Source organism: Micromonospora sp. C31, from assembly GCF_018070575.1.
Taxonomy (GTDB): domain Bacteria; phylum Actinomycetota; class Actinomycetes; order Mycobacteriales; family Micromonosporaceae; genus Micromonospora.
On the sequence record NZ_JAGPXN010000014.1, the window covers coordinates 148187 to 170612 of the forward strand.

15 protein-coding genes are annotated in these 22426 nt (G+C 74.0%); 4 read left to right on the top strand and 11 right to left on the bottom strand.

Going from position 1 to position 22426, the window contains the following annotated elements:
* Positions 1-31: 31 nt before the first annotated feature.
* Entirely contained in the window at positions 32-1129 is a 1098-nt protein-coding gene (locus KBX06_RS19415; protein ID WP_210837013.1) for a branched-chain amino acid aminotransferase, read from the bottom strand.
* Between the two features lie 185 nt (positions 1130-1314).
* A complete protein-coding gene (locus KBX06_RS19420) occupies positions 1315-2346 on the bottom strand; it encodes a 3-isopropylmalate dehydrogenase (RefSeq protein WP_210837014.1) in 1032 nt (343 codons plus the stop codon).
* Positions 2347-2568: 222 nt separating this feature from the next.
* Between KBX06_RS19420 and KBX06_RS19425 the strand changes: the two genes are divergently transcribed.
* Both KBX06_RS19425 and KBX06_RS19430 read left to right on the top strand, forming a co-directional pair.
* Complete coding sequence (locus tag KBX06_RS19425; RefSeq protein WP_210837016.1) at positions 2569-3414, top strand: FAD:protein FMN transferase; 846 nt, start codon at positions 2569-2571, stop codon at positions 3412-3414.
* 423 nt (positions 3415-3837) lie between these two features.
* A complete protein-coding gene (locus tag KBX06_RS19430) occupies positions 3838-4194 on the top strand; it encodes a hypothetical protein (RefSeq protein WP_210837018.1) in 357 nt (118 codons plus the stop codon).
* Positions 4195-4257: 63 nt separating this feature from the next.
* Here KBX06_RS19430 and serA read toward each other — a convergent pair whose 3' ends face one another.
* From serA to KBX06_RS19455, 5 genes are all read right to left on the bottom strand, one after another.
* The gene (gene serA / locus KBX06_RS19435) at positions 4258-5856 is read right to left on the bottom strand and encodes a phosphoglycerate dehydrogenase (RefSeq protein ID WP_101414520.1); all 1599 of its coding nucleotides are present in this window, start codon (positions 5854-5856) and stop codon (positions 4258-4260) included.
* A 394-nt stretch (positions 5857-6250) separates the two neighbouring features.
* Positions 6251-7264, bottom strand: coding sequence for a ketol-acid reductoisomerase (gene ilvC, locus KBX06_RS19440; RefSeq protein WP_210837020.1), 1014 nt, complete (start codon positions 7262-7264; stop codon positions 6251-6253).
* A gap of 128 nt (positions 7265-7392) precedes the next feature.
* On the bottom strand, positions 7393-7908 hold the full coding sequence (gene ilvN / locus KBX06_RS19445) for an acetolactate synthase small subunit (protein WP_210837033.1): 516 nt from the start codon (positions 7906-7908) through the stop codon (positions 7393-7395).
* 58 nt (positions 7909-7966) lie between these two features.
* Positions 7967-9853, bottom strand: coding sequence for an acetolactate synthase large subunit (locus KBX06_RS19450; RefSeq protein ID WP_210837035.1), 1887 nt, complete (start codon positions 9851-9853; stop codon positions 7967-7969).
* Positions 9854-10121: 268 nt separating this feature from the next.
* On the bottom strand, positions 10122-12446 hold the full coding sequence (locus KBX06_RS19455) for a bifunctional diguanylate cyclase/phosphodiesterase (protein WP_247686268.1): 2325 nt from the start codon (positions 12444-12446) through the stop codon (positions 10122-10124).
* Between the two features lie 128 nt (positions 12447-12574).
* Here KBX06_RS19455 and ilvD point away from each other — a divergent pair, with 128 nt between their 5' ends.
* A complete protein-coding gene (ilvD, locus tag KBX06_RS19460; protein WP_210837040.1) occupies positions 12575-14422 on the top strand; it encodes a dihydroxy-acid dehydratase in 1848 nt (615 codons plus the stop codon).
* 168 nt (positions 14423-14590) lie between these two features.
* Here the strand turns inward: ilvD and KBX06_RS19465 are convergent, their stop codons facing one another.
* The 3 genes from KBX06_RS19465 to KBX06_RS19475 form a co-directional block, all read right to left on the bottom strand.
* Complete coding sequence (locus KBX06_RS19465) at positions 14591-15313, bottom strand: hypothetical protein (RefSeq protein ID WP_210837041.1); 723 nt, start codon at positions 15311-15313, stop codon at positions 14591-14593.
* 122 nt (positions 15314-15435) lie between these two features.
* Positions 15436-15795, bottom strand: a complete 360-nt coding sequence (locus KBX06_RS19470; RefSeq protein ID WP_210837050.1) for a hypothetical protein — start codon at positions 15793-15795, stop codon at positions 15436-15438.
* A 343-nt stretch (positions 15796-16138) separates the two neighbouring features.
* Positions 16139-18598 carry a glycoside hydrolase family 2 protein gene (locus tag KBX06_RS19475; RefSeq protein WP_210837052.1) on the bottom strand — a complete coding sequence of 820 codons (2460 nt, stop codon included), beginning with the start codon at positions 18596-18598 and terminating at the stop codon, positions 16139-16141.
* A 310-nt stretch (positions 18599-18908) separates the two neighbouring features.
* On the opposite strand from KBX06_RS19475, the gene KBX06_RS19480 reads away from it, so the two are divergent.
* A complete protein-coding gene (locus KBX06_RS19480) occupies positions 18909-19928 on the top strand; it encodes a LacI family DNA-binding transcriptional regulator (RefSeq protein WP_210837054.1) in 1020 nt (339 codons plus the stop codon).
* 162 nt (positions 19929-20090) lie between these two features.
* Here KBX06_RS19480 and KBX06_RS19485 read toward each other — a convergent pair whose 3' ends face one another.
* Positions 20091-22364 carry a bifunctional diguanylate cyclase/phosphodiesterase gene (locus tag KBX06_RS19485; protein ID WP_210837056.1) on the bottom strand — a complete coding sequence of 758 codons (2274 nt, stop codon included), beginning with the start codon at positions 22362-22364 and terminating at the stop codon, positions 20091-20093.
* Positions 22365-22426: the final 62 nt, after the last annotated feature.

Consider the following 22426-nt stretch of genomic DNA (forward strand, 5'->3'; position numbering starts at 1 on the left):
CCCGGCGGCGAGGACGGACCGCCGGGGCGGGTCAGAGGATGCGACGGACCCAGCCGTGCGGGTCGTCCGCCTTGCCGCGCTGGAGGTCGACGAGCTGCTGCCGCAGGGCCATCGTGACCCGGCCCGGCTCACCACCGCCGACCAGGAACTCGCCGTCGGGGAAGCGCACCTGCCCGATCGGGGTGACGACCGCGGCGGTGCCGCAGGCGAACACCTCGCGGAGCCGCCCGCTCGCGGCGTCGGCCTGCCAGTCGGCGAAGCTCACCGGCCGCTCCTCGATCCGGTGCCCGGCGCCGGCGGCCAGGGCGAGCACCGACTCCCGGGTGATGCCGGGCAGGATCGCGCCCGTCAGCGGCGGGGTGACCACGGTGCCGTCGTCGTAGACGAAGAACACGTTCATGCCGCCCAGTTCGTCGACGAAGCGGCGTTCCACCGCGTCCAGGAAGACCACCTGGTCGCAGCCGTGCTCGATCGCCTCGGCCTGCGCCACCAGCGAGGCGGCGTAGTTCCCGCCGCACTTCGCCGCGCCGGTGCCGCCCGGGGCGGCCCGGGTGTAGTCCGGGGAGACCCAGACCGTCACGGGCTTCACCCCGCCGGAGAAGTAAGCGCCGACCGGCGAGGCGATCACCACGTAGAGGTATTCGTTGGCCGGCCGGACGCCGAGGAACACCTCGCTGGCGAACATGAACGGCCGCAGGTAGAGGCTGCCGTCCTCGCCCTCGGGGATCCAGTCCCGGTCGGTCTCCACGAGCCGGCGCAGCGATTCGACGAACGCGTCCTCGGGCAGCGGCGGCATCGCCATGCGCCGGGCGGAGGTGGCGAACCGGGCGGCGTTGGCCTCCGGGCGGAACATGGTGACCCCGCCGTCGGCCGTCCGGTAGGCCTTCAGCCCTTCGAAGATCTCCTGCGCGTAGTGCAGCACCGCGGCGGCCGGGTCCATCGGGATCGGCGCCCGCGGCTCGACCCGGGCGTCGTACCAGCCCTTGCCGTCGGCGTAACGGATGGTGACCATGTGGTCGGTGAAGACCCGGCCGAAGCCCGGGTTGGCCAGCAGGGCGGCCCGGTCGGCGACGGATACCGGCGCGGGATTCGGACGGATCTCGAAGTCGAGCTTGTCACCACCGCTCATCGCGCTGACCTCCCTGCGGGAATACGGCACACGGGTCCGCATGCCGAGAAACTTGTGCGAGAAACTTACCCCGAACGGTCGTTCAGCGGGTAGCGCCGCCCAGGCGTACCGGCAGCGCCGGACGGTCGGACGCCGCCGGGCCACGTGCGGCCGGGCGGCGTGGTCGGGGTGGGTGACCGGCGGCCTCAGGCGGTGGCGTACCCGGCCAGCCGGTCGCCGACCTCCTCGGTGCGCAGTGCCGCGCCCGGGGTTCGCCCGGCCAGTTCCACGCCCACCGCGGCGGTGACCCGGGCGGCGGCGTCGGCGTGCCCGAGCTGGTCGAGCAGCAGGGCCGCCGAGAGTACGGCCGCCACCGGGTCGGCCACGCCACGCCCGGCGATGTCCGGCGCCGAGCCGTGTACCGGCTCGAACATCGAGGGGTACGCCCCCTCGGGGTTGATGCTGCCGCTGGCGGCCAGCCCGATCCCGCCGGTGACGGCGGCGGCGATGTCGGTCAGGATGTCGCCGAACAGGTTGTCGGTGACCACCACGTCGTAGCGCTGGGGCTGGGTGACCAGGAACATCGCGGCGGCATCCACGTGCTGGTACTCCGTGGCCACGTCGGGGTGCTCGGCGGCCACGGCCTCGAACGCCCGCGCCCACAGCGAACCGGCGTGGGTCAGCACGTTGGTCTTGTGCACGAGCGTGACCTTGCGCCGTTCGCGGCGCGTGGCGCGGGCGAATGCGTCGCGGATCACCCGCTCCACCCCGTGCCGCGTGTTCAGGCTCTCCTCGGTGGCGACCTCCGCCGGGGTGCCCCGGTGCAGCGCGCCGCCGGCGCCGGCGTAGAGGCCCTCGGTGCCCTCCCGGACCACCACCAGGTCGACCTCGCCGGGCTTGACGCTGGCCAGCGGCCCGGCCACGCCGGGCCAGAGCCGCGACGGACGCAGGTTGACGTACTGGTCGAAGGCGAAGCGCAGCTTGAGCAGCAGCCCCCGCTCCAGCACTCCCGGCGGGACGGTCGGGTCGCCGACGGCGCCGAGCAGGATCGCGTCGTGCCCGGCCAGTTCGGTCAGCACCGAGTCGGGCAGCACCTCGCCGGTGCGGTGCCAGCGGGCGGCGCCCAGGTCGTACTCGGTGGCGTCCACCCCCGGCAGCACGGCGTCGACGACCTTGCGGGCCTGCGCGACCACCTCGGGTCCGATCCCGTCCCCGGCCACCACCGCGATCCGTGCCACGTCCCTGTGCTCCCTCGCCTCGCCGTTTCGTCGACCGTACGCCGCTGTCCCGCCCCCCGGTACAGACCTTCCATGATGCGGGAAGGGAAGATGCACAGGATCCTCCCAGGTGGCATTCATGACGAGGTCATCTCCGCTGCCTAGCGTGGAGGAAAGCGGGTCAACGGGGGCCCGTGACGGAGGTCGCAAGGACGCGGCCGGCGTCAGCGAGGGAGCAGCGTCATGCGGATCGACCAGCAGCCACGGACCCGCTGGGTGGACCAGTCCGCCTTCCAGCCGCGCCGGCCCGATCTGCGACTCGGCGCCCGCAGCCACCGCGTCGACCGGTCCGGCACCCTCGGCGAGGACCGGATCGCCGTCCAGCACACCGTGCGCACCTCGACGGCCGAATTCTCGCTGCTGCTCAACGCCCCCGAGTGGCTGGGCCGTCGCGGCATCGGGGAGGCGTTGCGGGACGCGGTCGCGGAGCTGCGCGCCGTCGACCTCACCTACGGCCCGACCCGGCCGGAGAGCCTGGTCTCCCGGCTGCGCCGGGAGGAGATCAGCCCCGACTCGTACGCACCGCTGGCCGACCTGGTGGACCGCTGCGCGGCGATGCGGGCGGCCACCGACGGCTGGTTCGACGCCTGGGCGGTCCCCGGCGGCTTCGACCCCGGCGGCCTGCTCGGCGGATGGGCGGTGGAGCGGGCCGCCGCCCGGCTGCGCGCCGCCGGGGTCCACGACTACGCCGTGCTCACCGGCGCCGACCTGGTCGTCCGCGGGCACGCGGCGCACGGCGGCCCGTGGCGGGTGGCGGTGCACCACCCGACGGACCGGCACCGGGCACCGCTCGTGCTGGAGATGACGGCGGGCGCGGTCGGCACCTCGGGGGTGAGCGGCCGGCAGGGGCACGTGGTCGACCCGCACACCGGGGAGCCCGCCGGCCAACTGGTCGCCGCGACGGTCGTCGGGCCGGACCTCGCCGTCGCCGACGCCTACGCCACCGCGCTCTACGCCGCCGGGCCGGCCGGGCTGGCCTGGTTTCGCAACGGGTCGGACTACCGCGCGCTCTTCGCCCACCGCCGCTGAGCCCACCGCGCCGCTTCGGGGCCGGGGCCGCCCGGGGCCGGGCCACGATGGAGGACGATCACTTCTCGGGCCGGCCACCGCCCGGCCACGCGTCACCTCGGCAAGCCGGGCCGGACGCGCGATCGGCCCCCACGGTCTCGGCAACGACCATGAGGGCCGGTCAGCGACGAGTGCGCGTGGCTCGCGCAATCGAGGGGTGCGGGCCGGACGGCCGGACGTCGACCTCGCCACCCGAAGACGGGCCCACGCCGCGAGCTCGGCCAGTGACCGCACCGGTACGCTAGCGAATCGACGCAACTCAACGCAAGGGTCTCCACTGCGGACCGTCGCGACGGGAGCGTGCCGGACGGGCGACGGGGAGCGTTCCGAACGGACGGCGGGGCGATTTCGACGCGCCGAACGGCGGATGGCACGCTGTCCGCCGTGAGTTTCGATCTGAGCGTGTGGGCCCTGGCGGACGGGGCGACACCCGAGGACGTACGGGCGGCCGTGCTGCGGTGCCGGCAGGGGCAGCACGTCGACCGGCACCCGGACCCGAGGGTGGTCGCGTTCTACCGGGCCATCACCGGCAGCTACCCGGACCGGCCGGCCGGTCCCGGCACCCCGTGGGCGGTGACGCCACTGCACGCGGCCAACGACCACGTCGAGCTGAACCTGCACCCCACCTGCGAGGACCAGGTGCTGCTCGACATCGAACGGCTGGCCGGCGCGTACGACCTGATGCTCTTCGACGCGCAGGACGGCTCGGTCTACCCGCCGCCGGCCCGGCTGCCCGGCTGACCACTCCCGGAGTACGGCAAGGGGCCCGGCGGATCCGCCGGGCCCCGCTGTCGCCTGCTCAGGTCACTCGTCGCGCAGGTCGGCCGCGCTGGCCGCGACCGCGCCGATCGAGTCGGCAGCAGAGGTGAGCAGGTCCGCGCCGAGCGCCTGGTCGACGGTGAGGGTCATCAGGGTCTCGCCGCCGGCCTCGCGGCGGGCCACCTGCATCGCCGCGATGTTGACGCCGGCCTCGCCGAGCAGCGTCCCGACCGTGCCGACCACGCCGGGGCGGTCGGCGTAGCGCAGGAAGACCAGGATCCCCTCCGCGCCGATCTCCACGTCGAAGCCGTCGACCTCGGTGAGCTTGAGCACGTCACGGGCGCCGGCGGTGGCCACCGTGCCGGAGACGCTGACCGTACGGCCGTCGGGCAGCGCGCCGCGGACGGTGACCAGGTTGGGGTGCTCGACCGTGTCGGTCTGGGCGACCAGGGTGACCTCGACACCGCGCTCGGCGGCCAGGTGCGGGGCGTTGACGTAGGTGACCTGCTCCTCGACCACCGAGCTGAACAGCCCCTTGGTGGCGGCGAGCTTCAGCACCGACACGTCGTGGTTGGCGATCTCGCCGCGCACCTCGACGGTCACGCTGGCGGCGACCCCGCCCGCGACGGCGGTGAACGCGCGGCCGAGCTTCTCGGCCAGCGGCAGCAGCGGGCGCACGTCCTCGGCGACGACACCGCCGGCCTGCACGTTCACGGCGTCCGGCACGAACTCGCCCTGCAACGCCAGCTTCACGCTCTTGGCCACGGCCAGGCCGGCCTTGTCCTGCGCCTCGCCGGTGGAGGCGCCCAGGTGCGGGGTGGCGACCACGTTGTCGAAGGCGAACAGCGGCGAGGAGGTGCAGGGCTCCTTGGCGTAGACGTCCACGCCCGCGCCGGCGACCCGGCCCTCGGCGATCGCGTCGGCCAGCGCCTGCTCGTCGACCAGCCCGCCCCGGGCGGCGTTGACGATCCGGACGCCCGGCTTGACGACGGCCAGCTCCTTCTCACCGATCAGGCCGACGGTCTCCGGGGTCTTCGGCAGGTGGATCGAGATGAAGTCGCTCTCCCGCAGCAGCTCCTCCAGGCCCACCAGGCGGACGCCGAGCTGGGCCGCGCGGGCCGGCTGGATGTAGGGGTCGTACGCGATCAGCCGGGTGCCGAAGGCGGCGATGCGCTGGGCGAAGAGCACGCCGATGCGCCCGAGGCCGACGACGCCGACGGTCTTGCCCTGGATCTCGACGCCGGTGTACTTCGACCGCTTCCACTCCCCCGCCTTCAGCGCGGCGCTGGCGCTGGCGGTGTTGCGGGCCACGGCGAGCAGCAGCGCGAGGGCCTGCTCGGCGGCGGAGACGATGTTCGAGGTGGGGGCGTTGACGACCATGACGCCCCGCGCGGTGGCGGCCGGCACCTCGACGTTGTCCAGACCCACGCCCGCCCGGGCGACGACCTTCAGCCGGGGCGCGGCGGCGATCGCCTCGGCGTCGATCTGGGTGGCGCTGCGCACGATGACGGCGTCGGCCTCGGAGAGCGCCGAGAGCAGGGCCGGACGGTCGGTGCCGTCGACGTGGCGGACGTCGAAGTCGTGGGCGAGCACCTCGATGGCGGCGGGGGCGAGTTCTTCGGCGATCAGTACGACAGGAGTCATTGGTCCTCGGGTTGTCGTCGAAAGCGGTGGGCCGGGCTGCGGGACGCCGCGCTGCGCCCTGCGCTGATCCGGGCCATGGCCGTCAGGTGCCGGCTACGCACCTACCCGCGATCGTAGGGGGCCGGCCGGCCGGCGGGTCGCGGACCGCGGGGTGAGTGCCCTCACAACGCGTGACGACGCACCGGTGAACGGCGCACGACGGGACGCCCGCGCCGGCGGGGCGTCCCGGGACGTTCCGGCTCGCGGCGGCGGGCGCGGCCGGCTCCGGACCCGGGAGGGCCGGCGCGGCGGCTGACGGCTCGGGGCGGCCGGGGCCGCGCCGGCCCGGCGCATGGGCTTGGGTGGGCCGCGCCGGCCCGGCGGGTGGCATGGGTGGGGCCGCGGGGGTGTCGCGTCAGGCGGTCTCGGTGATCGGGCGGTCGACCCAGCTCATCATGCCGCGCAGCTTGCGGCCGGTCTCCTCGATCGGGTGCGCCGCACCCTCGGCCTGCCACTTGCTGAAGTTGGGCCGGCCGGCCTCGTCCTCGGCCACCCACTCCCGGGCGAACTCGCCGGACTGGACCTCGCTGAGGATCTTGCGCATCTCCTCCTTGACCCGGGCGTCGATGACGCGCGGGCCACGGGAGAGGTCACCGTACTCGGCCGTGTCGGAAATGCTGTAGCGCATCTTCGCGATGCCGCCCTCGTACATCAGGTCGACGATCAGCTTGAGCTCGTGCAGGCACTCGAAGTAGGCCACCTCGGGGGCGTAGCCCGCCTCGGTGAGCACCTCGAAGCCGGTCTGCACGAGCGCCGCCGCGCCGCCGCAGAGCACCGCCTGCTCGCCGAAGAGGTCGGTCTCGGTCTCCTCGGTGAAGGTGGTCCGGATGACGCCGGCCCGGGTGCCGCCGATGCCCTTGGCGTACGACAGGGCCAGCGCGAGGGCGCTGCCGCTGGCGTCCTGCTCGACGGCGACCAGGCAGGGCACGCCCTTGCCGTCGGCGTACTGGCGGCGGACCAGGTGACCCGGGCCCTTCGGCGCGACCATCGCGACGTCGACGTCCGCCGGCGGCTTGATCAGGCCGTAGCGGATGTTGAAGCCGTGGCCGAAGAAGAGCGCCTTGCCGGGGGCCAGGTTCGGCGCGATCGACTCGGCGTAGATGCTGCGCTGGGCGGTGTCCGGCGCGAGGATCATGATGACGTCGGCCTCGGCCGCCGCCTCGGCCGGCGTGGCCACCCGCAGGCCCTGCTCCTCGGCCTTGGCCCGGCTCTTGGAGCCCTCCGGCAGGCCGACCACCACGTCGACGCCGGAGTCGCGCAGCGACAGGGCGTGGGCGTGGCCCTGGCTGCCGTACCCGATCACCGCGACCCTGCGGCCCTGGATCAGGCCCAGGTCGGCATCGTCGTCGTAGTACACCTCAACGCTCATGGTCTCCCTTTCGTACGGCGGCCCGGGCGGCCCGTCGTGGATCTGTGCGGTGTCGGTCCCAGGCGGCGCGCGGCGCCGGCCTGGTCGGGCGGTGCCGGCCGGCGCGCGGGGCGCCGGCCGGGTCGGGGTCAGGCGGCCCGGAGCGAGGGCCCGGCGGTGATGGAACGCGAGCCGCGCCCGATCGCCACCAGCCCGGACTGGACCATCTCCTTGATCCCGAAGGGTTCGAGGTCGCGCAGCAGCGCGTCGAGCTTGTCCGGGGTGCCGGTCGCCTCGACCGTCAGCGTGTCCGGGGCCACGTCGACCACCCGGGCCCGGAACAGGCCGACCGTCTCCAGCACCTGGGCGCGGGCCGCGCGGTCGGCGCGCACCTTGACCAGGAGCAGTTCGCGGGCGACCGAGACCTGCGGGTCCAGCTCGACGATCTTGAGCACGTTGACCAGCTTGTTGAGCTGCTTGGTGACCTGCTCCAGCGGGGACGACTCGGCGTTGACCACGATGGTGATCCGCGAGACGTCCGGGTTCTCGGTCTCGCCGACGGCGAGGCTGTCGATGTTGAAGCCGCGCCGGGAGAACAGGCCGGAGACCCGGGCCAGGACGCCCGGCTTGTTCTCCACCAGGACGCTCAGGGTGTGCATGGTCACTGCGTCTCCTCCGTCATGTCCTCGTGGCCCTCGCCGCGCTCGGTGCGTTCACCCATGGCTAGATGTCATCCTCGTCGAAGGCCGGGCGGACGCCCCGGGCGAACATGATCTCGTCGTTGCTGGTGCCGGCGGCGACCATCGGCCACACCATGGCGTCCTTGCCGACGACGAAGTCGATGACCACCGGGGCGTCGTCGATGGCCATCGCGGCGGCGATGGTCCGGTCGACGTCCTCGGCGTTCTCGCAGCGCAGCCCCACGCAGCCGAGCGCCTCGGCCAGCTTCACGAAGTCGGGGATGCGGTGCTTGTGGGTGCCGAGGTCGGTGTTCGAGTAGCGCTCCCCGTAGAACAGGGTCTGCCACTGCCGCACCATGCCGAGGTTGCCGTTGTTGATCACGGCGATCTTGACCGGGATGCCCTCCAGCGCGCAGGTGGCCAGCTCCTGGTTGGTCATCTGGAAGCACCCGTCGCCGTCGACCGCCCACACCACCGTGTCGGGCTTGCCGACCTTGGCGCCCATCGCCGCCGGCACCGCGTAGCCCATCGTGCCGAGGCCGCCGGAGTTCAGCCAGGTGTACGGCTTCTCGTAGGAGATGAACTGCGAGGCCCACATCTGGTGCTGGCCCACCCCCGCCACGTAGATCGCGTCCGGCCCGACCAGCTCGCCGAGCCGCTTGATCACGTGCTGCGGGGAGAGGGTTCCGTCGGCCGGGTCCTCGTAGCCCAGCGGGTACCGCTTGCGCAGGTCGTCGAGCTGGGTCCACCAGTCGGCGAGGTCGGCCCGCCGGCCGGCCGCCTGCTCGGTGCCCACCGCCGCGATCAGCTCGTCGACGACGTGCCGGGCGTCACCGACGATCGGCACGTCCGCGTGCCGGTTCTTGCCGATCTCGGCCGGGTCGATGTCGGCGTGCACCACCGCCGCGTCCGGGGCGAACGAGTCCAGCTTGCCGGTGACCCGGTCGTCGAAGCGGGCGCCCAGGGCCACGATCAGGTCGGCCTTCTGCAGGCCGTAGACCGCGGCGACCGTGCCGTGCATGCCCGGCATGCCCAGGTGCTGCGGGTGCGAGTCGGGGAACGCGCCGAGCGCCATCAGCGTGGTGACGACCGGGATCCCGGTCAGCTCGGCCAGCCGGCGCAGCCCCTCCGTGGCGCCGGCCTTGAGCACGCCGCCGCCGACGTAGAGCACCGGGCGCCGGGCGGTGGCCATCAACCGGGCCGCCTCGCGGATCTGCTTGCCGTGCGGGTGCAGGGTCGGCCGGTAGCCGGGCAGGTCCAGCGTCGGCGGCCAGGTGAACGTGGTGTGCGCCTGGAGGACGTCCTTGGGGATGTCGACCAGGACCGGGCCGGGGCGGCCGGTGGCGGCCAGGTGGAACGCCTCGGCCAGCACCCGGGGAATCTCCTCGGGCTCCTGCACCAGGAAGTTGTGCTTGGTGATCGGCAGGGTGATGCCCTGGATGTCGGCCTCCTGGAAGGCGTCCGTACCGATCGAGGGGCGCGCGACCTGACCGGTGATGGCCACGATCGGCACCGAGTCCATGTACGCGTCGGCGATCGGGGTGACCAGGTTCGTCGCGCCGGGACCGGAGGTGGCCATGCAGACCCCCACCCGGCCGGTCGCCTGGGCGTAGCCCGTCGCCGCGTGCCCGGCGCCCTGCTCGTGGCGGACCAGGATGTGCCGGACGGTGGAGTCGTAGAGCGGGTCGTACGCCGGCAGGATGGCGCCACCCGGGATGCCGAAGACGACGTCGACGCCGAGCGCCTCAAGCGACCGCACGAGGGAACCGGCGCCGCTGACCTCGGCCGGGGCGGGCGTGCGTACCCCCGGAACGGCCGGGGAGGCGGCGGCGCGGACGGCGCCGGCGGACTCGGCGTCGCTCGCGGGCTCGGCGACCGTGCGGGCCCGGCGGGCGGAGTGGGCGAGGGTCTCTGGCGTGGGTCTCGTCATGGCGGTTCAGGCCTTCGGCTGGAGTGGGTGCGGCGGTTCGAGCGGGTGACGCGGGCGCTGCCCGGCGTCGATGGGTCCGACGGCAACAAAAAAGCCCTCGTGCAGGATGCACGGGGCCAGCGCACTCTCGGCGGGAGAGTGCGCTCAGGTAAGTACTCGCAGCGACCGGTACGACGACATGCGGTCAAGCCTGACGCATCTCACGCGATGAGTCAACTGATCCCACATGCTGGTTGACGGGCCAGCGGATCTCACCCGTCCGGGGTGCCTAGGAACCCCGCTCCACCTGCGCGGACCCCTGCTCGAAGGGGCGCGGGGCGGGCAGCCTCGGCAGCCGCCGGGGCGGCGGCGAAGCGGGCGGGCCGGCCGGGGCGGCGGCCGGGGCGGGTCGGGCCCCCGGCGACGTGGCCGCGTCCAGCATCGCCTCCAGGTGCTCGGCGGGAACGCCCCAGCCGAAGAGCGCCCCCTGGCCGAACCGGCAGCCGGCGGCCACCACGGCGGCCAGCTCCGTCGGCGTGGTCACCCCCTCGGCGACGACCTCCAGGCCGAGCTGGTGGCCGAGGCGCATGACGATGTCGACCATCGGCGCGAACGCCGGGCCGTCCCTGTCCACCGGCCGCACCGGCTCGTGCTCCGCGACCAGCCCGTGATCGATCTTGAGGATGTCGATCGGCAGGCGGCGTAGCTGCCCCAGCGAGGAGTAGCCGGCGCCGAAGTCGTCCAGCGCGATCCGGACACCGGTTGCCCGCAGCGCCGTCAACCGCCGGATCAGCTCGTCCAGGTCCGTCGCGACGGCGTGCTCGGTGACCTCCAGCACCAGCCGCTGCGGCGGCACGTGGTGGGCGCGCAGCGCCTCGGCGACCTGGACCACGTACGCCGGGGCGTGCAGCTCGCGGGGGGACACGTTGACCGAGACCCAGACGTCGTGGCCGTCGGCCAGCCAGCGGGAGAGCTGGTGGCAGGCCTGGTGCAGCACCCAGGCGCCCAGCTTGGCGATCATCCCGCACTCCTCGGCCAGCGGGATGAACTCGTCCGGGCCGACGTTGCCCAGCACCGGATGACGCCAGCGCAGCAGCGCCTCCGCGCCGACCGGGCGCACCGAGGGCAGCGAGGCCACCGGCTGGAACACCAGACGCAGCTCGTCGCGCTCGATCGCGCCGCGCAGCTCGTGCTCCAGCGTCGTGCGTCGGCGCAGCAGCTCGTCGTACGCGGCGTCGTAGCGTTCGATGCGGTTCTTGCCGCGCTGCTTGGCGTAGCGCAGCGCCAGGTCGGCGTGGCGCAGCAGCAGCTCCACGTCGGGCTCCCCGGCCCAGCCGGCCACCCCGATGCTCACCGACAGGAAGACCGGCCCCTCCGGCTGGTCGTAGGCGTGCCCGAGCACCCCGAGCAGGCGCTCGGCGACCCGGTCCGCGTCGGCGGGGTGGCCGTGCATCAGCACCGCGAACTCGTCACCGCCGAGGCGGGCCGCCACGTCACCGGGGCGCAGGTTGGCGCGCAGCCGCCCGCCCACCTCGGCCAGCACCGCGTCGCCCACGTCGTGGCCCCGCATGTCGTTGACGTGCTTGAAGCCGTCGAGGTCGAGCCCGAGCAGCACGCAGGGGGCGCCAACCCCGGCGCAGCGGTGCAGCGCCTGCAACAGCCCCCGCCGGTTCGCCAGCCCGGTCAGCTGGTCGGTGTGCGCCAGCTCGCGGAAGTGCGCCTCGCGCTCGGCCAGCCGCCGCGCGTAGCCGCGCACGTCGTGCAGCGTCAGGTACTGCCGGGTCACCAGGGCGAAGCCCTCCATGCTGCCGGCGACGATGCCGAGCGCGTCGAACCGCCCGTCCTGGAGCAGGTGGTACATCGCCGAGGCGGCCATCGCGAACATCGGCACGAACGCGTACGCGCCGTCGCGGCGGATCAGGTCGGCCGCCGGCCGGGCCGCCGCGTCCAGCCCCCGGGCGGCCCACGCGGCGGCGACCAGGCCGGCGGCGAGCACCCCCGCCCCGACCAGCGCGACGCCCGGCCCGGCCTGGCAGAGGCCGGTGGCGATGCCCAGCCCGCCGCAAGTCACGGCGGTTGCCCCGGTGCCGAGCCAGGCGGCGGGACCGCGCGGCGGCGGGGCACGGAAGGCCACGATCAGGGCGATCCCGGCGGTCAGGGCCGCGCTGACCGTGGCGAGCAGGATCGGCGCGCAGGCCGCCGGGGTGGCGTCGCCGAGCAGTCGGGTGGGCTCGGAGAAGAGCACCCAGCCCACGAACCAGAACGCCGCCGCCATCACCAGGCCGTCGAGCGCCAGCCGGGCGGTGGCCGCCGCCGTGGCGGCCACGCCGGGCAGCCGGAGCAGCCCGGTGGAGAAGAGCAGCCCCGTCGCCGCCGTGCCGATCGACACGACGCCGGCCCAGCCGGTACTCCGCTGCACGGCGTGCCCCGTGTGCCCGGCGGTGGAGAGCGCCACGGCCACCCCGAGCAGCAGGGTCACCAGCGCCACCCCCGACGCGGCGGCGAGCAGGGCGTACGCCTGCCGGTGCGGCCCCGGGCGACGCCGGGCGTCGGCGGCCGACAGCGTGGCGGCCACCGCGGCGACCAGCCCGCACAGCACCGCGACCGCGACCATGCCCGGGGGGAACTGCACGTGCCAACTGTGCCGGATGCGCGCCCCCTGCGGGAGCCCGGGTGTGCATCCTTTGGGACACGGCGCGTACGGCGGCCGGCCGCCGCAGCGACGGTGTCACACTGGTGGGCATGCCTGAGCTGCGGTCGAAGACCTCCACGCACGGTCGGACGATGGCCGGCGCCCGGGCCCTGTGGCGGGCCACCGGGATGACCGACGACGACTTCGGCAAGCCGATCGTCGCCGTCGCCAACAGCTTCACCCAGTTCGTCCCCGGTCACGTGCATCTCAAGGACATGGGCGGCCTGGTCGCCGAGGCGGTGGCCGAGGCGGGCGGGGTGGGCCGCGAGTTCAACACCATCGCCGTGGACGACGGCATCGCCATGGGCCACGGCGGCATGCTCTACTCCCTGCCCAGCCGCGAGCTGATCGCCGACGCGGTGGAGTACATGGTCAACGCCCACTGCGCCGACGCCCTGGTCTGCATCTCCAACTGCGACAAGATCACTCCGGGCATGCTGCTGGCCGCCCTGCGGCTGAACATCCCCACCGTCTTCGTCTCCGGCGGGCCGATGGAGGCCGGCAAGACCGTCGCGATCGAGGGCGTCGTGCACTCCAAGATCGACCTGATCGACGCCATGATCGCCTCCTCCAACGAGGCGGTCACCGACGACCAGCTCGGCGAGATCGAGCGGTCGGCCTGCCCCACCTGCGGCTCCTGCTCCGGCATGTTCACCGCCAACTCGATGAACTGCCTCACCGAGGCGATCGGCCTGGCGCTGCCGGGCAACGGCTCGACGCTGGCGACCCACGCCGCACGCCGGTCGCTGTTCGTCGAGGCCGGCCGCACCGCCGTGGAGATCGCCAAGCGGTGGTACGACGGCGACGACGCCGCCGTGCTGCCCCGCGCGATCGCCAGCCGCGCCGCGTTCGAGAACGCGGTCGCCCTGGACGTGGCGATGGGCGGCTCGACCAACACGATCCTGCACCTGCTCGCCGCCGCCCGCGAGGCCGAGCTGGACTTCGGCGTCGCGGACATCGACGCCGTCTCCCGCCGGGTGCCCTGTCTGGCCAAGGTCGCCCCGAACTCCCCGCAGTACCACATGGAGGACGTGCACCGGGCCGGCGGAATCCCGGCCATCCTCGGCGAACTGGACCGGGCCGGCCTGCTGCACCGCGACGTGCACGCGGTGCACTCCCCCAGCCTTCAGCGCTGGCTCGCCGACTGGGACGTCCGGGGCGGTTCGGCGACGGCGGAGGCGGTCGAGCTGTTCCACGCCGCCCCGGGCGGGGTGCGCACCACCGAGCCGTTCTCCACCACCAACCGCTGGTCCTCGCTGGACACCGACGCGGCCACCGGCTGCGTACGGGACCTCGCCCACGCCTACAGCGCCGACGGCGGGCTGGCCATCCTGCACGGCAACCTGGCCCCGGAGGGCTGCGTGGTGAAGACCGCCGGGGTGCCCGAGGAGTGCCTGACCTTCCGGGGCCCGGCCAAGGTCTACGAGTCGCAGGACGACGCCGTCGAGGCGATCCTCAACAAGCGCATCGTCGCCGGCGACGTGGTGGTGATCCGCTACGAGGGGCCGAAGGGCGGCCCCGGCATGCAGGAGATGCTCTACCCCACCTCGTTCCTCAAGGGCCGGGGGCTGGGCCGTTCCTGCGCGCTGCTCACCGACGGGCGCTTCTCCGGCGGCACCTCGGGGCTGTCCATCGGGCACGTCTCACCGGAGGCGGCCTCCGGCGGCCTGATCGCCCTCGTCGAGACCGGCGACGAGATCGTCATCGACATCCCGGCCCGCTCGGTCGAGCTGGACGTGGCCCCCGACGTGCTCCAGGCCCGCCGGATCGCGCAGGAGAAGCGTGACCGGCCGTACACCCCGGTCGACCGGCAGCGGCCGGTGTCCGCGGCGCTGCGCGCGTACGCCTCGATGGCGACCTCGGCCAGCGACGGCGCCTACCGCCGGGTGCCCGAGTAGGCCGCCCGCCGAGCCTCGTCGGAGCTTCCCTCCGGACGTTCCACCGTCGGGCCGAGTCGTCGATCGTCACTGCCCGCCGACGGTGGCCGGTGGACGATGCCGGGGCCGCCTCGTGGGCATTTCACGAGACGGCCCCGACGGTCTCAGCCGCTGCCCGAAGGTGGGGGGTCAGGCCAACCTGGTGATCCAGTAGCTCAGGTGAGGGCCGCAGTTGAGCGGATCGGTCTGTGACCTGGTGACCACCCAGCCCGCCGGCACGGGGGTCGCCGAGCAGATGTGCATACCGTTGGTCAGCTGGTTGGTGATCCAGTAGCTCAGGTGGGCACCACAGTTGAGCGGATCGGTCTGTGACCTGGTGACCACCCAGCCCGCCGGCACGGGGGTCGCCGAGCAGATGTGCATACCGTTGGTCAGCTGGTTGGTGATCCAGTAGTTCAGATGGGCACCACAGTCCGCGGGAACCGTCTGGGACCTGGTGACCAGCCAGCCCGCCGGCACCCGGGTGGCCGAGCAGATGAGCATGCCGTTGTACATGGCGCTGGTGATCCAGTAGTTCAGGTGGGGACCGCAGTCCGCGGGAACCGTCTGGGACCTGGTGACGACCCAGCCCGCGGGCACATGGGTGGCGGAGCAGATGAGCATCCCATTGCGGAGATCATTGGTGATCCAGTAGAGGAGACCGGTGCCGCAGTTGGCCGAGTCCCTCTTCGCGCTGGTGACCACCCAGCCGGCAGGCACCGGGCTGGACGAACACATCGTGGTGGTGGCAGCCTGCGCGGCAGGGGCGGGCATCGCCACCGAGATGCCGAGGCTGGCGACGACGAACGCCAGTGCCAGCAGAACTCGATGGGTGACTTTCAGGAACCTGCCGCGATTCTGGTTTGCTTGCACAGAAACTCCTTCGTTCCGAGCGGTCTTGCCGCACGTCCGACGGGAACTGGTCCTTACCGGGGCAGGATCCGCCGCTGGAACGCCGATTCGGATCCTCGCCTGCCGGTCCTCGGAACGAGGTGTCAGACCATTCTCCTGATCCAGTAGCTGATGTGCGGGCCGCAGTTGCCCGAGTTCACCTGCGCCTGCGTCACCAGCCAGCCTTCGGGCACTCGCGTGGCGGAGCAGATGTGCATGCCGTCGTACATGTCGTTGGTGATCCAGTAGTGCAGGTGAGGGCCGCAGGTCAGCGGGTCGACCCGCGCCTGGGTGACCACGTAGCCGGCCGGGACCGGGGTGGCGGAGCACATGCTGAAGCTGGCGGCCTGTGCGGGACTGGAGACCCCGAGGGAGAAGCCGAGGGCGGCGACGGTGGTGGCCAGTGCCAGCAGGGCTCGGCGCAGGGCTTTCAGAAATCTACGGGGGTGCTGTCGGGTCTGCACGTGTCCTCCTTCATTCCGGGCGATGTCACCGTTGATCGGATCCCCGCCGGCAGGCCCCGGGGCCTGGACGACGAGGGTCATGGATGCCGAACGCGGAGAGCGGACGATCCGAACGGCCGCCCTGTCCCGGGTACGACCCGGAACACAGGCGGCTCTCCCGCGGGGCGACCGGCCGACGCGGCCTACGTCAACCCTCCGAAAGGACAGCTCCATGGAGGACATTTGATCAGCGGCAGCCCCACCCTGGGTAATACCAACCGGTATCGATGCCCATATCATCGATGATCGCGGCCGACGACCGGCCGGACGCCCAGGTCGGCAGGGCCCGGCACCGCGCGCGTCGTCAGGCCGCCCCCGCCGCCTCGATGTCGTTCACGCAGCGCAGCACCGGGCGGCTGGCCAGCGCGGCCGGGTCGAGCGGCGCCGCGGACCGCACGGTGAACGTGACCGACTCCCCCGGGAGCAGCGTCACCAGGGCCTCGTCGACCTCTGCGGCGGGATCGAGGCGGTCCGGGAACAGCGTCAGGTCGCGCAGCACGGTCGCGGCGGTCACGCGGACCCGCCGGCCGCCGTCGAACGATTCGACCGTCGCGTCGAACGCCGCCGCCGGCCATCGCACGTCCCGGTCCTCCGCGAAGAACCACAGCGCCCGTCCGGCGTCGTCGCCCGCCTCGGCGACCAGCAGCTCATGCCGGGCCTCGCCCGGCTCCGCCAGGTCCGCGGGCAGCGCCAGCGTGACCGACGCGTACGCGGGCACGTCGATCTCCAGCGTGCTCTGCACCCGGCATTCCCCGTCCAGCGTGGACCGGGTGACCGTCACCGGGGCCCGCCATGACGCCCCGCTCTCGTTGACCGCGACCACGGCCAGCCCGTCGGGGCGCGGTTGGAGGGTGAGCAGCCGGTCGGCGTAGGCACGACGCACCGCGTACCACAGTGGCTTGCGGCGGCCGTCGCCGTCCACGGCCGACCAGGAGGTCACCGGCCAGCAGTCGTTGAGTTGCCAGAAGATGGTGCCCGCGCAGGTGTCACGGTGGGACCGGAAGTGCTCGATGCCGACCTGCATCGCCCGTGCCTGGGTGAGTTGGGTGAGGTAGTGCCAGTCGTCGAAGTCGGCCGGCGGGGGCAGGTGCGCGTCGATGCCCCGCTGGAGCTTCAGGTCGCCGTCGGCGGCCTTCTGGTGGTGCGCCATGCCGGGCGAGTCGGGCGCGAGCGGCTCGTCGGACAGTGCCCGGCGCAGCGTCGCGTACGCCGGGGGCGCCTGCCAGCCGAACTCGGCGACGAAGCGCGGCACGTACGCGCGGTACTTCGGGTAGTCGTCGGTGTTCCACACGTCCCAGATGTGCGTGGTGCCGTGCGCCGGGTCGTTGGGGTGGATCCCCTCGCTGCCCGACCACGGGCTGCCCGGCCAGTACGGCCGCGTCGGATCCAGCTCGGCCACGATCCGGGGCAGCAGCTCCAGGTAGTAGCCGCGCCCCCAGGTGCGCCCCGCGAGGGGTCCCTGCCAGTCCCAGTCGTGCCAGCCCCAGATGTTCTCGTTGTTGCCGGTCCACAGCACCAGCGACGGGTGCGGCGCCAGCCGGACCACCTGCTCGGCGGCCTCGGCGGCCACCTCGGCGCCGAACGGCTCCTCCTCCGGGTAGGCGGCGCAGGCGAAGAGGAAGTCCTGCTGCACCAGCAGGCCCAGCTCGTCGGCGAGATCGTAGAAGTCGTCCGACTCGTACCGGCCGCCGCCCCAGACGCGCAGCAGGTTGACGTTCGCCCCGGTGGCCTGCCGGAACCGGTGCGCCAGCCGGTGCCGGGTGATCCGGGTGGGGAACACGTCGTCGGGGATCCAGTTGACCCCCCGGACGAAGACCGGGGTGTCGTTGACGTGCAGGGCGAACGGGGTGCCGTGCGCGTCGGGAGTGGTGTCGAGACGTACGGAGCGGAACCCGATCCGCCGCGACCACGTGTCGAGCGGGCGGGCGTCGGCGTCGTGCAGCGTCACCGCCAGCGGATGCAGGGGCTGCTCACCGTACCCCCGGGGCCACCACAGCGCCGGGTCGCGGACGGTGAGGGCCAGCACGGCCGTACGCTCCCCGGCCGGTACGGTCGCGGCGGCCGTCGCGCCGGCGACGGTGGCCCGTACGGTGAGCGGCACGTCCCCGGCCCGCTCGACCTCGACGTGCAGCTCCACCCGGCCGTCGCCGGCCTCGACGGTCACCAGGGGGCGCACGACGGCCAGCCGCGCCGTCGACCAGGCGTGCAGCCCGATCTCCTGCCAGATGCCGGCGGTGACCAGCGTCGGGCCCCAGTCCCAGCCGAAGTTGCAGGCCATCTTGCGGATGTACGGGAACGGCTCCGGGTAGGCGTTCGGCCGGTCCCCGAGCCGGTCCCGGTGCGCCTCGGCGTAGCGGTAGGCGGAGTCGAGGCGTACGGCCAGGGTGTTGGACCCGGCGACCAGCAGCGACCGGACGTCGAAGCGGTGACCGCGGTGCATGTTCTCGGCGCGGCCGACCTCGGCGCCGTTCAGGGTGAGGGTGGCGACGGTGTCGAGGCCGGCGCACACCAGGTCGACCCGCTCGTCCTCCCCGGGCTCGAGGGTGAAGGTGGTCTCGTAGACCCAGTCGGTCCGGCCGATCCAGGCCAGCCCCTTCTCGTTGTCGTCCAGGTACGGGTCGGGAATCAGGCCGGCGGCGAGCAGGTCGGTGTGCACGCAGCCGGGCACGGTGGCCGGCACCGCGCGCCCGGCGATCGCGGCCGGCACCTGCGGCCCCGGTACGGCCCGCAGGATCCAACCCTCGTGCAACGCTTGCCAGGTCACGACCTCACCGCACCTTCCATGATTCGGTCATCCCTCCGGGCCGGATGGAACGCTGTCGACATCGGAAGTCATGGACTTAACCGGATAAGTGACGCCACGGCACGGGCCGGTTCCGGCAGTGTAGACGAGCTGCGGCGCGAGGCGACGACACGTCGCCACGCGCGCACTTAACCGGGAAAGTAGCTGACTCGACCGGTGCCGTCAGCCGGTCGCACCGGCCCACCGACGGCCGGTGCAGTAGCGTGGATCGCCGGTCACCCCCGGCCTCGTGGTGAGACCCGCCCGGGCGGGAGAGCGGAGGAGCACGCCGGTGAAGCGGCCCACGATCGCCGACGTCGCCCGACGCGCCGGGGTGTCCAAGGGAGCGGTGTCCTACGCGCTGAACGGCCAGCCCGGGGTCTCGCAGGCCACCCGGGAACGGATCCTCGCCATCGCCACCGAGATCGGCTTCAACCCCAACCGCGCCGCCCGGTCCCTCTCCGGCGCCACCGCCGACGCGGTCGGCCTCGCCCTCTGCCGCCCGGCCCGCACGCTCGGCATCGAGCCGTTCTTCATGGAGCTGATCAGCGGCGTCGAGGCCGAACTCTCCGCCCGGTCGTACGCGCTCACCCTCCAGGTGGTGGCCGACCAGGAGGCGGAGGTCGCGGTCTACCGCCGGTGGTGGGGCGAACGCCGGGTCGACGGCGTCCTCGTCTGCGACCTGCGCACCGACGACCGCCGGGTGCCGGTCCTGGCGGAGCTGGGCCTGCCCGCGGTGGTGATCGGCGGCCCGGGCGGCACCGGCGGGCTGGCCAGCGTCTGGTCCGACGACGCGGCGGCGCTGGTCGAGACCGTGGAGTACCTGGCCGCCCTCGGGCATCGCCGGATCGCCCGCGTCGGCGGCCTCCCCGCCCTGCTGCACACCGAGATCCGCACCGAGGCGTTCACCCGGGTGTGCCGGCGGCTCGGCCTGGCCGACGCGGTCACCGTGCCCTGCGACTACACGGGCGAGGAGGGGGCGCGGGCGACCCGCCGGCTGCTCAGCTCGGCCGGCCGCCCCACCGCCGTGCTCTACGACAACGACGTGATGGCGATAGCGGGGCTGTCGGTAGCCCAGGAGATGGGCCTCGCCGTGCCGGGCGACCTGTCCATCGTCGCCTGGGACGATTCGCCGCTCTGCCAGCTGGTGCACCCGCCGCTGACCGCGCTCGGCCGGGACATCCCGGCATACGGCGCGCACGCCGCCCGGCAGCTGCTCGCGGTGATCGGCGGCTCACCGGCCGGTCGGGTCCAGGACGAGACGGCCCACCTGACCCCCCGGGGCAGCACGGCCCCGCCGCGCGTCGGCTGAACCGGGCGGAGCAGCCCGACGCCGTCGTGGTGAGGCCAGCATCCGGACCGACGCCCGGCCCAGCCTGGCGAAGTCTCCGATGGAGAACGTGGCCCCTCACCCGTTCGGCCCTGACCCGTGTCAGAGTCGACCAGGCGGGCGGGCCCGAACGGGGGCCCACCGTCAGCGCGAGGCCGTGGGGAACTCCTCGAAGTACGCCTCGACCCGCTCGGCGGTCGCCGGGCGGGCCAACGCGAAGCCCTGCCCGTACCGGCAGCCGGCCCGCCGCGCGCCGTCGACCAGGCTGGCCGACTCCAACTCCTCGGCCACGATGTCCAGCCCCAGCCGGTCGCCCACGCTCACCACCACGTCCATCAGCGGGCGCTGCGGGTCCGCCGGGTCCACCAGCTGCGGGCCGACCTTGAGCAGGTCGATCGGCAACCGGCGGAGCTGCGCCAGCGAGGCGTGCTCGGCCCGGAAGTCGTCCAGCGCGGTACGCACGCCCAGCGAACGCAGCCCGGCCAGCCGGGCCACCACCGTCGGCAGCTCGGCGCCCACCCGGGGCTCCGCCACCTCCACCACCAGCCGCTCCGGCGCGATGCCGTACGCGTCCAGCACGGCCGCGGTCCGCGGCACGAAGTCGGGGACCGCCAGCTCCCGGACCGTCACGTTGACCGCCATCCAGAGCTGCCGGCTGCCCGCCGACCAGGCGGCGAGCTGCCGGCAGGCTCGGTCCAGCACCCAGCAGCCCAGCTCGCCCACGATGTCGAGGTCCTCGGCCACGGGTAGCAACTCGGCGGGCAGCACCGTACCGAGGACCGGGCTGCGCCAGCGCAGCAGCGCCTCCGCGCCGACCGGCTGCCCGTCGGCCAGGTCGAGCACCGGCTGGTAGACGAGGTCCAGCTCGCCCCGGGCCACCGCCCCGGGCAGCTCCCGCTCCAGGTCGAGCCGGCGGACGAGCTGCTCCTCCAGGTAGGCGTCGTACCACTCGACCCGGTCCCGGCCGAGCTGCACGGCCCGGCGCCGGGCCAGGTCCGCCTGGCGCAGCACGTCCTCCGGACTGCCGTTGCCGATCTCGGCCAGCCCGACACCGGCCCGCAGCCGCAACGCCGCACCGGCCACGTCGTAAGGCCGGGTGAGCGCGCCGAGCAGCCGGGTGCCCAGCGCGTACGCCAGCACCGGGCCGGCCTCGGTGACCACGGTGAAGCCGGTGGCGGTGACGTCCGCGAGCAGGTCCCGGGGGCCGACCACGGCTCTGGCCCGGCGGACCGCCTCGGCCAGCACGTCCTCGCGGACCTGGCACCCGTCGGAGGCGGGTCCGGGGCCGTGCAGGTCGACGACGAGCAGCGCGCCGGCGGGGGCCGGCGCGTCCCGGAGCGTGGCGAGGGCCCGCAGCAGCGCCGGGCGGTCCAGGGGCACGCCGGACCGGCTCCGGCCGGCCGCCCCGGACCGGTCCGGGTGGCCGTCGGCGCGGGCCGGTCGCGCCGGCTCGTCCGCCCGCAGCAGGTCCCGCAGCACCAACGGCGGGGCGAGCGCGAGGACGAGCAGAATCGCGGTGAGGTCCGGCGGCCCGCCGTCGCGCAACTGCCAGCCGGTGGCCGCCACGGCCGCGACGGCCGGCAGCACCGCCCGGGGCCACACCCTGGTCGGCAACGCGGGTGGGTCCAGCTCCGGGCGGGTCGCCCGCCGCGCCCCCGCCGCCGTCAGCAGCACCCCGCCGACCAGCGGGGGTACGGACAGCAGCGCCGCCCGTTGCGGTGCCGCGCCCGTCGGAAGCGCGGCCAGCAGCACCAGCCCGGACAGGGTGAGCGCCGCCCCGGCCCGGCAGCGGGCCGCGCCGGTGTGCCGGTGCGGCCCGGTCAGCACGACGAGCACGGCGAGCGCGAGCCCGCCCAGGGCCATGGCCACGGCGAGCCGGACCGGCGGGTCGAGGCGGTCGCGGGGCAGCAGCAGCCAGCCGGCGAGGACCAGCCCCAGGGCGGCGGCGGTCGCATCGACAGCCCCGCGCAGGCGGGCCCGGGCGGACGGGCGGACCTCCCGCGGCGGCGGAGGCAGACCCGCGACGAACAGCGCCGCGGCGGTGGCCAGCCCCGACACGGCGACGGCGGACCGGTGGCCCGGATCGGCGAGCGGAAGCACGGCGGCGGTGAGCCCCGCCGTCACCACCGCGGCGTCGAGCAGCACGGCGACGCGACGGGGCGGGGCCGCGCGCCGGCGGGCGGCGCGGGACCGGGTCGGGACCTGCGCGGGGGCGGGCGTCGACGGCGGGGCGGCGAGGCGGGAGAGCCGGGTGCCCGCCAGCGCACAGCTGGCGGCGGCGGACAGCGCCACCACGGCGAGGGCGGGCACCCGACCGGCCGCGCCGGCGAGCAGGAGCAGGCTGACGGCGGCGAGGACGAGGACGTCCGGCACGGCGGTGCGAGGGATGGACGCGTGTTGCGGGTACGCGAGGGGCACGGCGGTCGCCTTCGTGAGGGGGCACGGGCGGTGCGACGGTGCAGGGCGCCGGACCCGAGGTG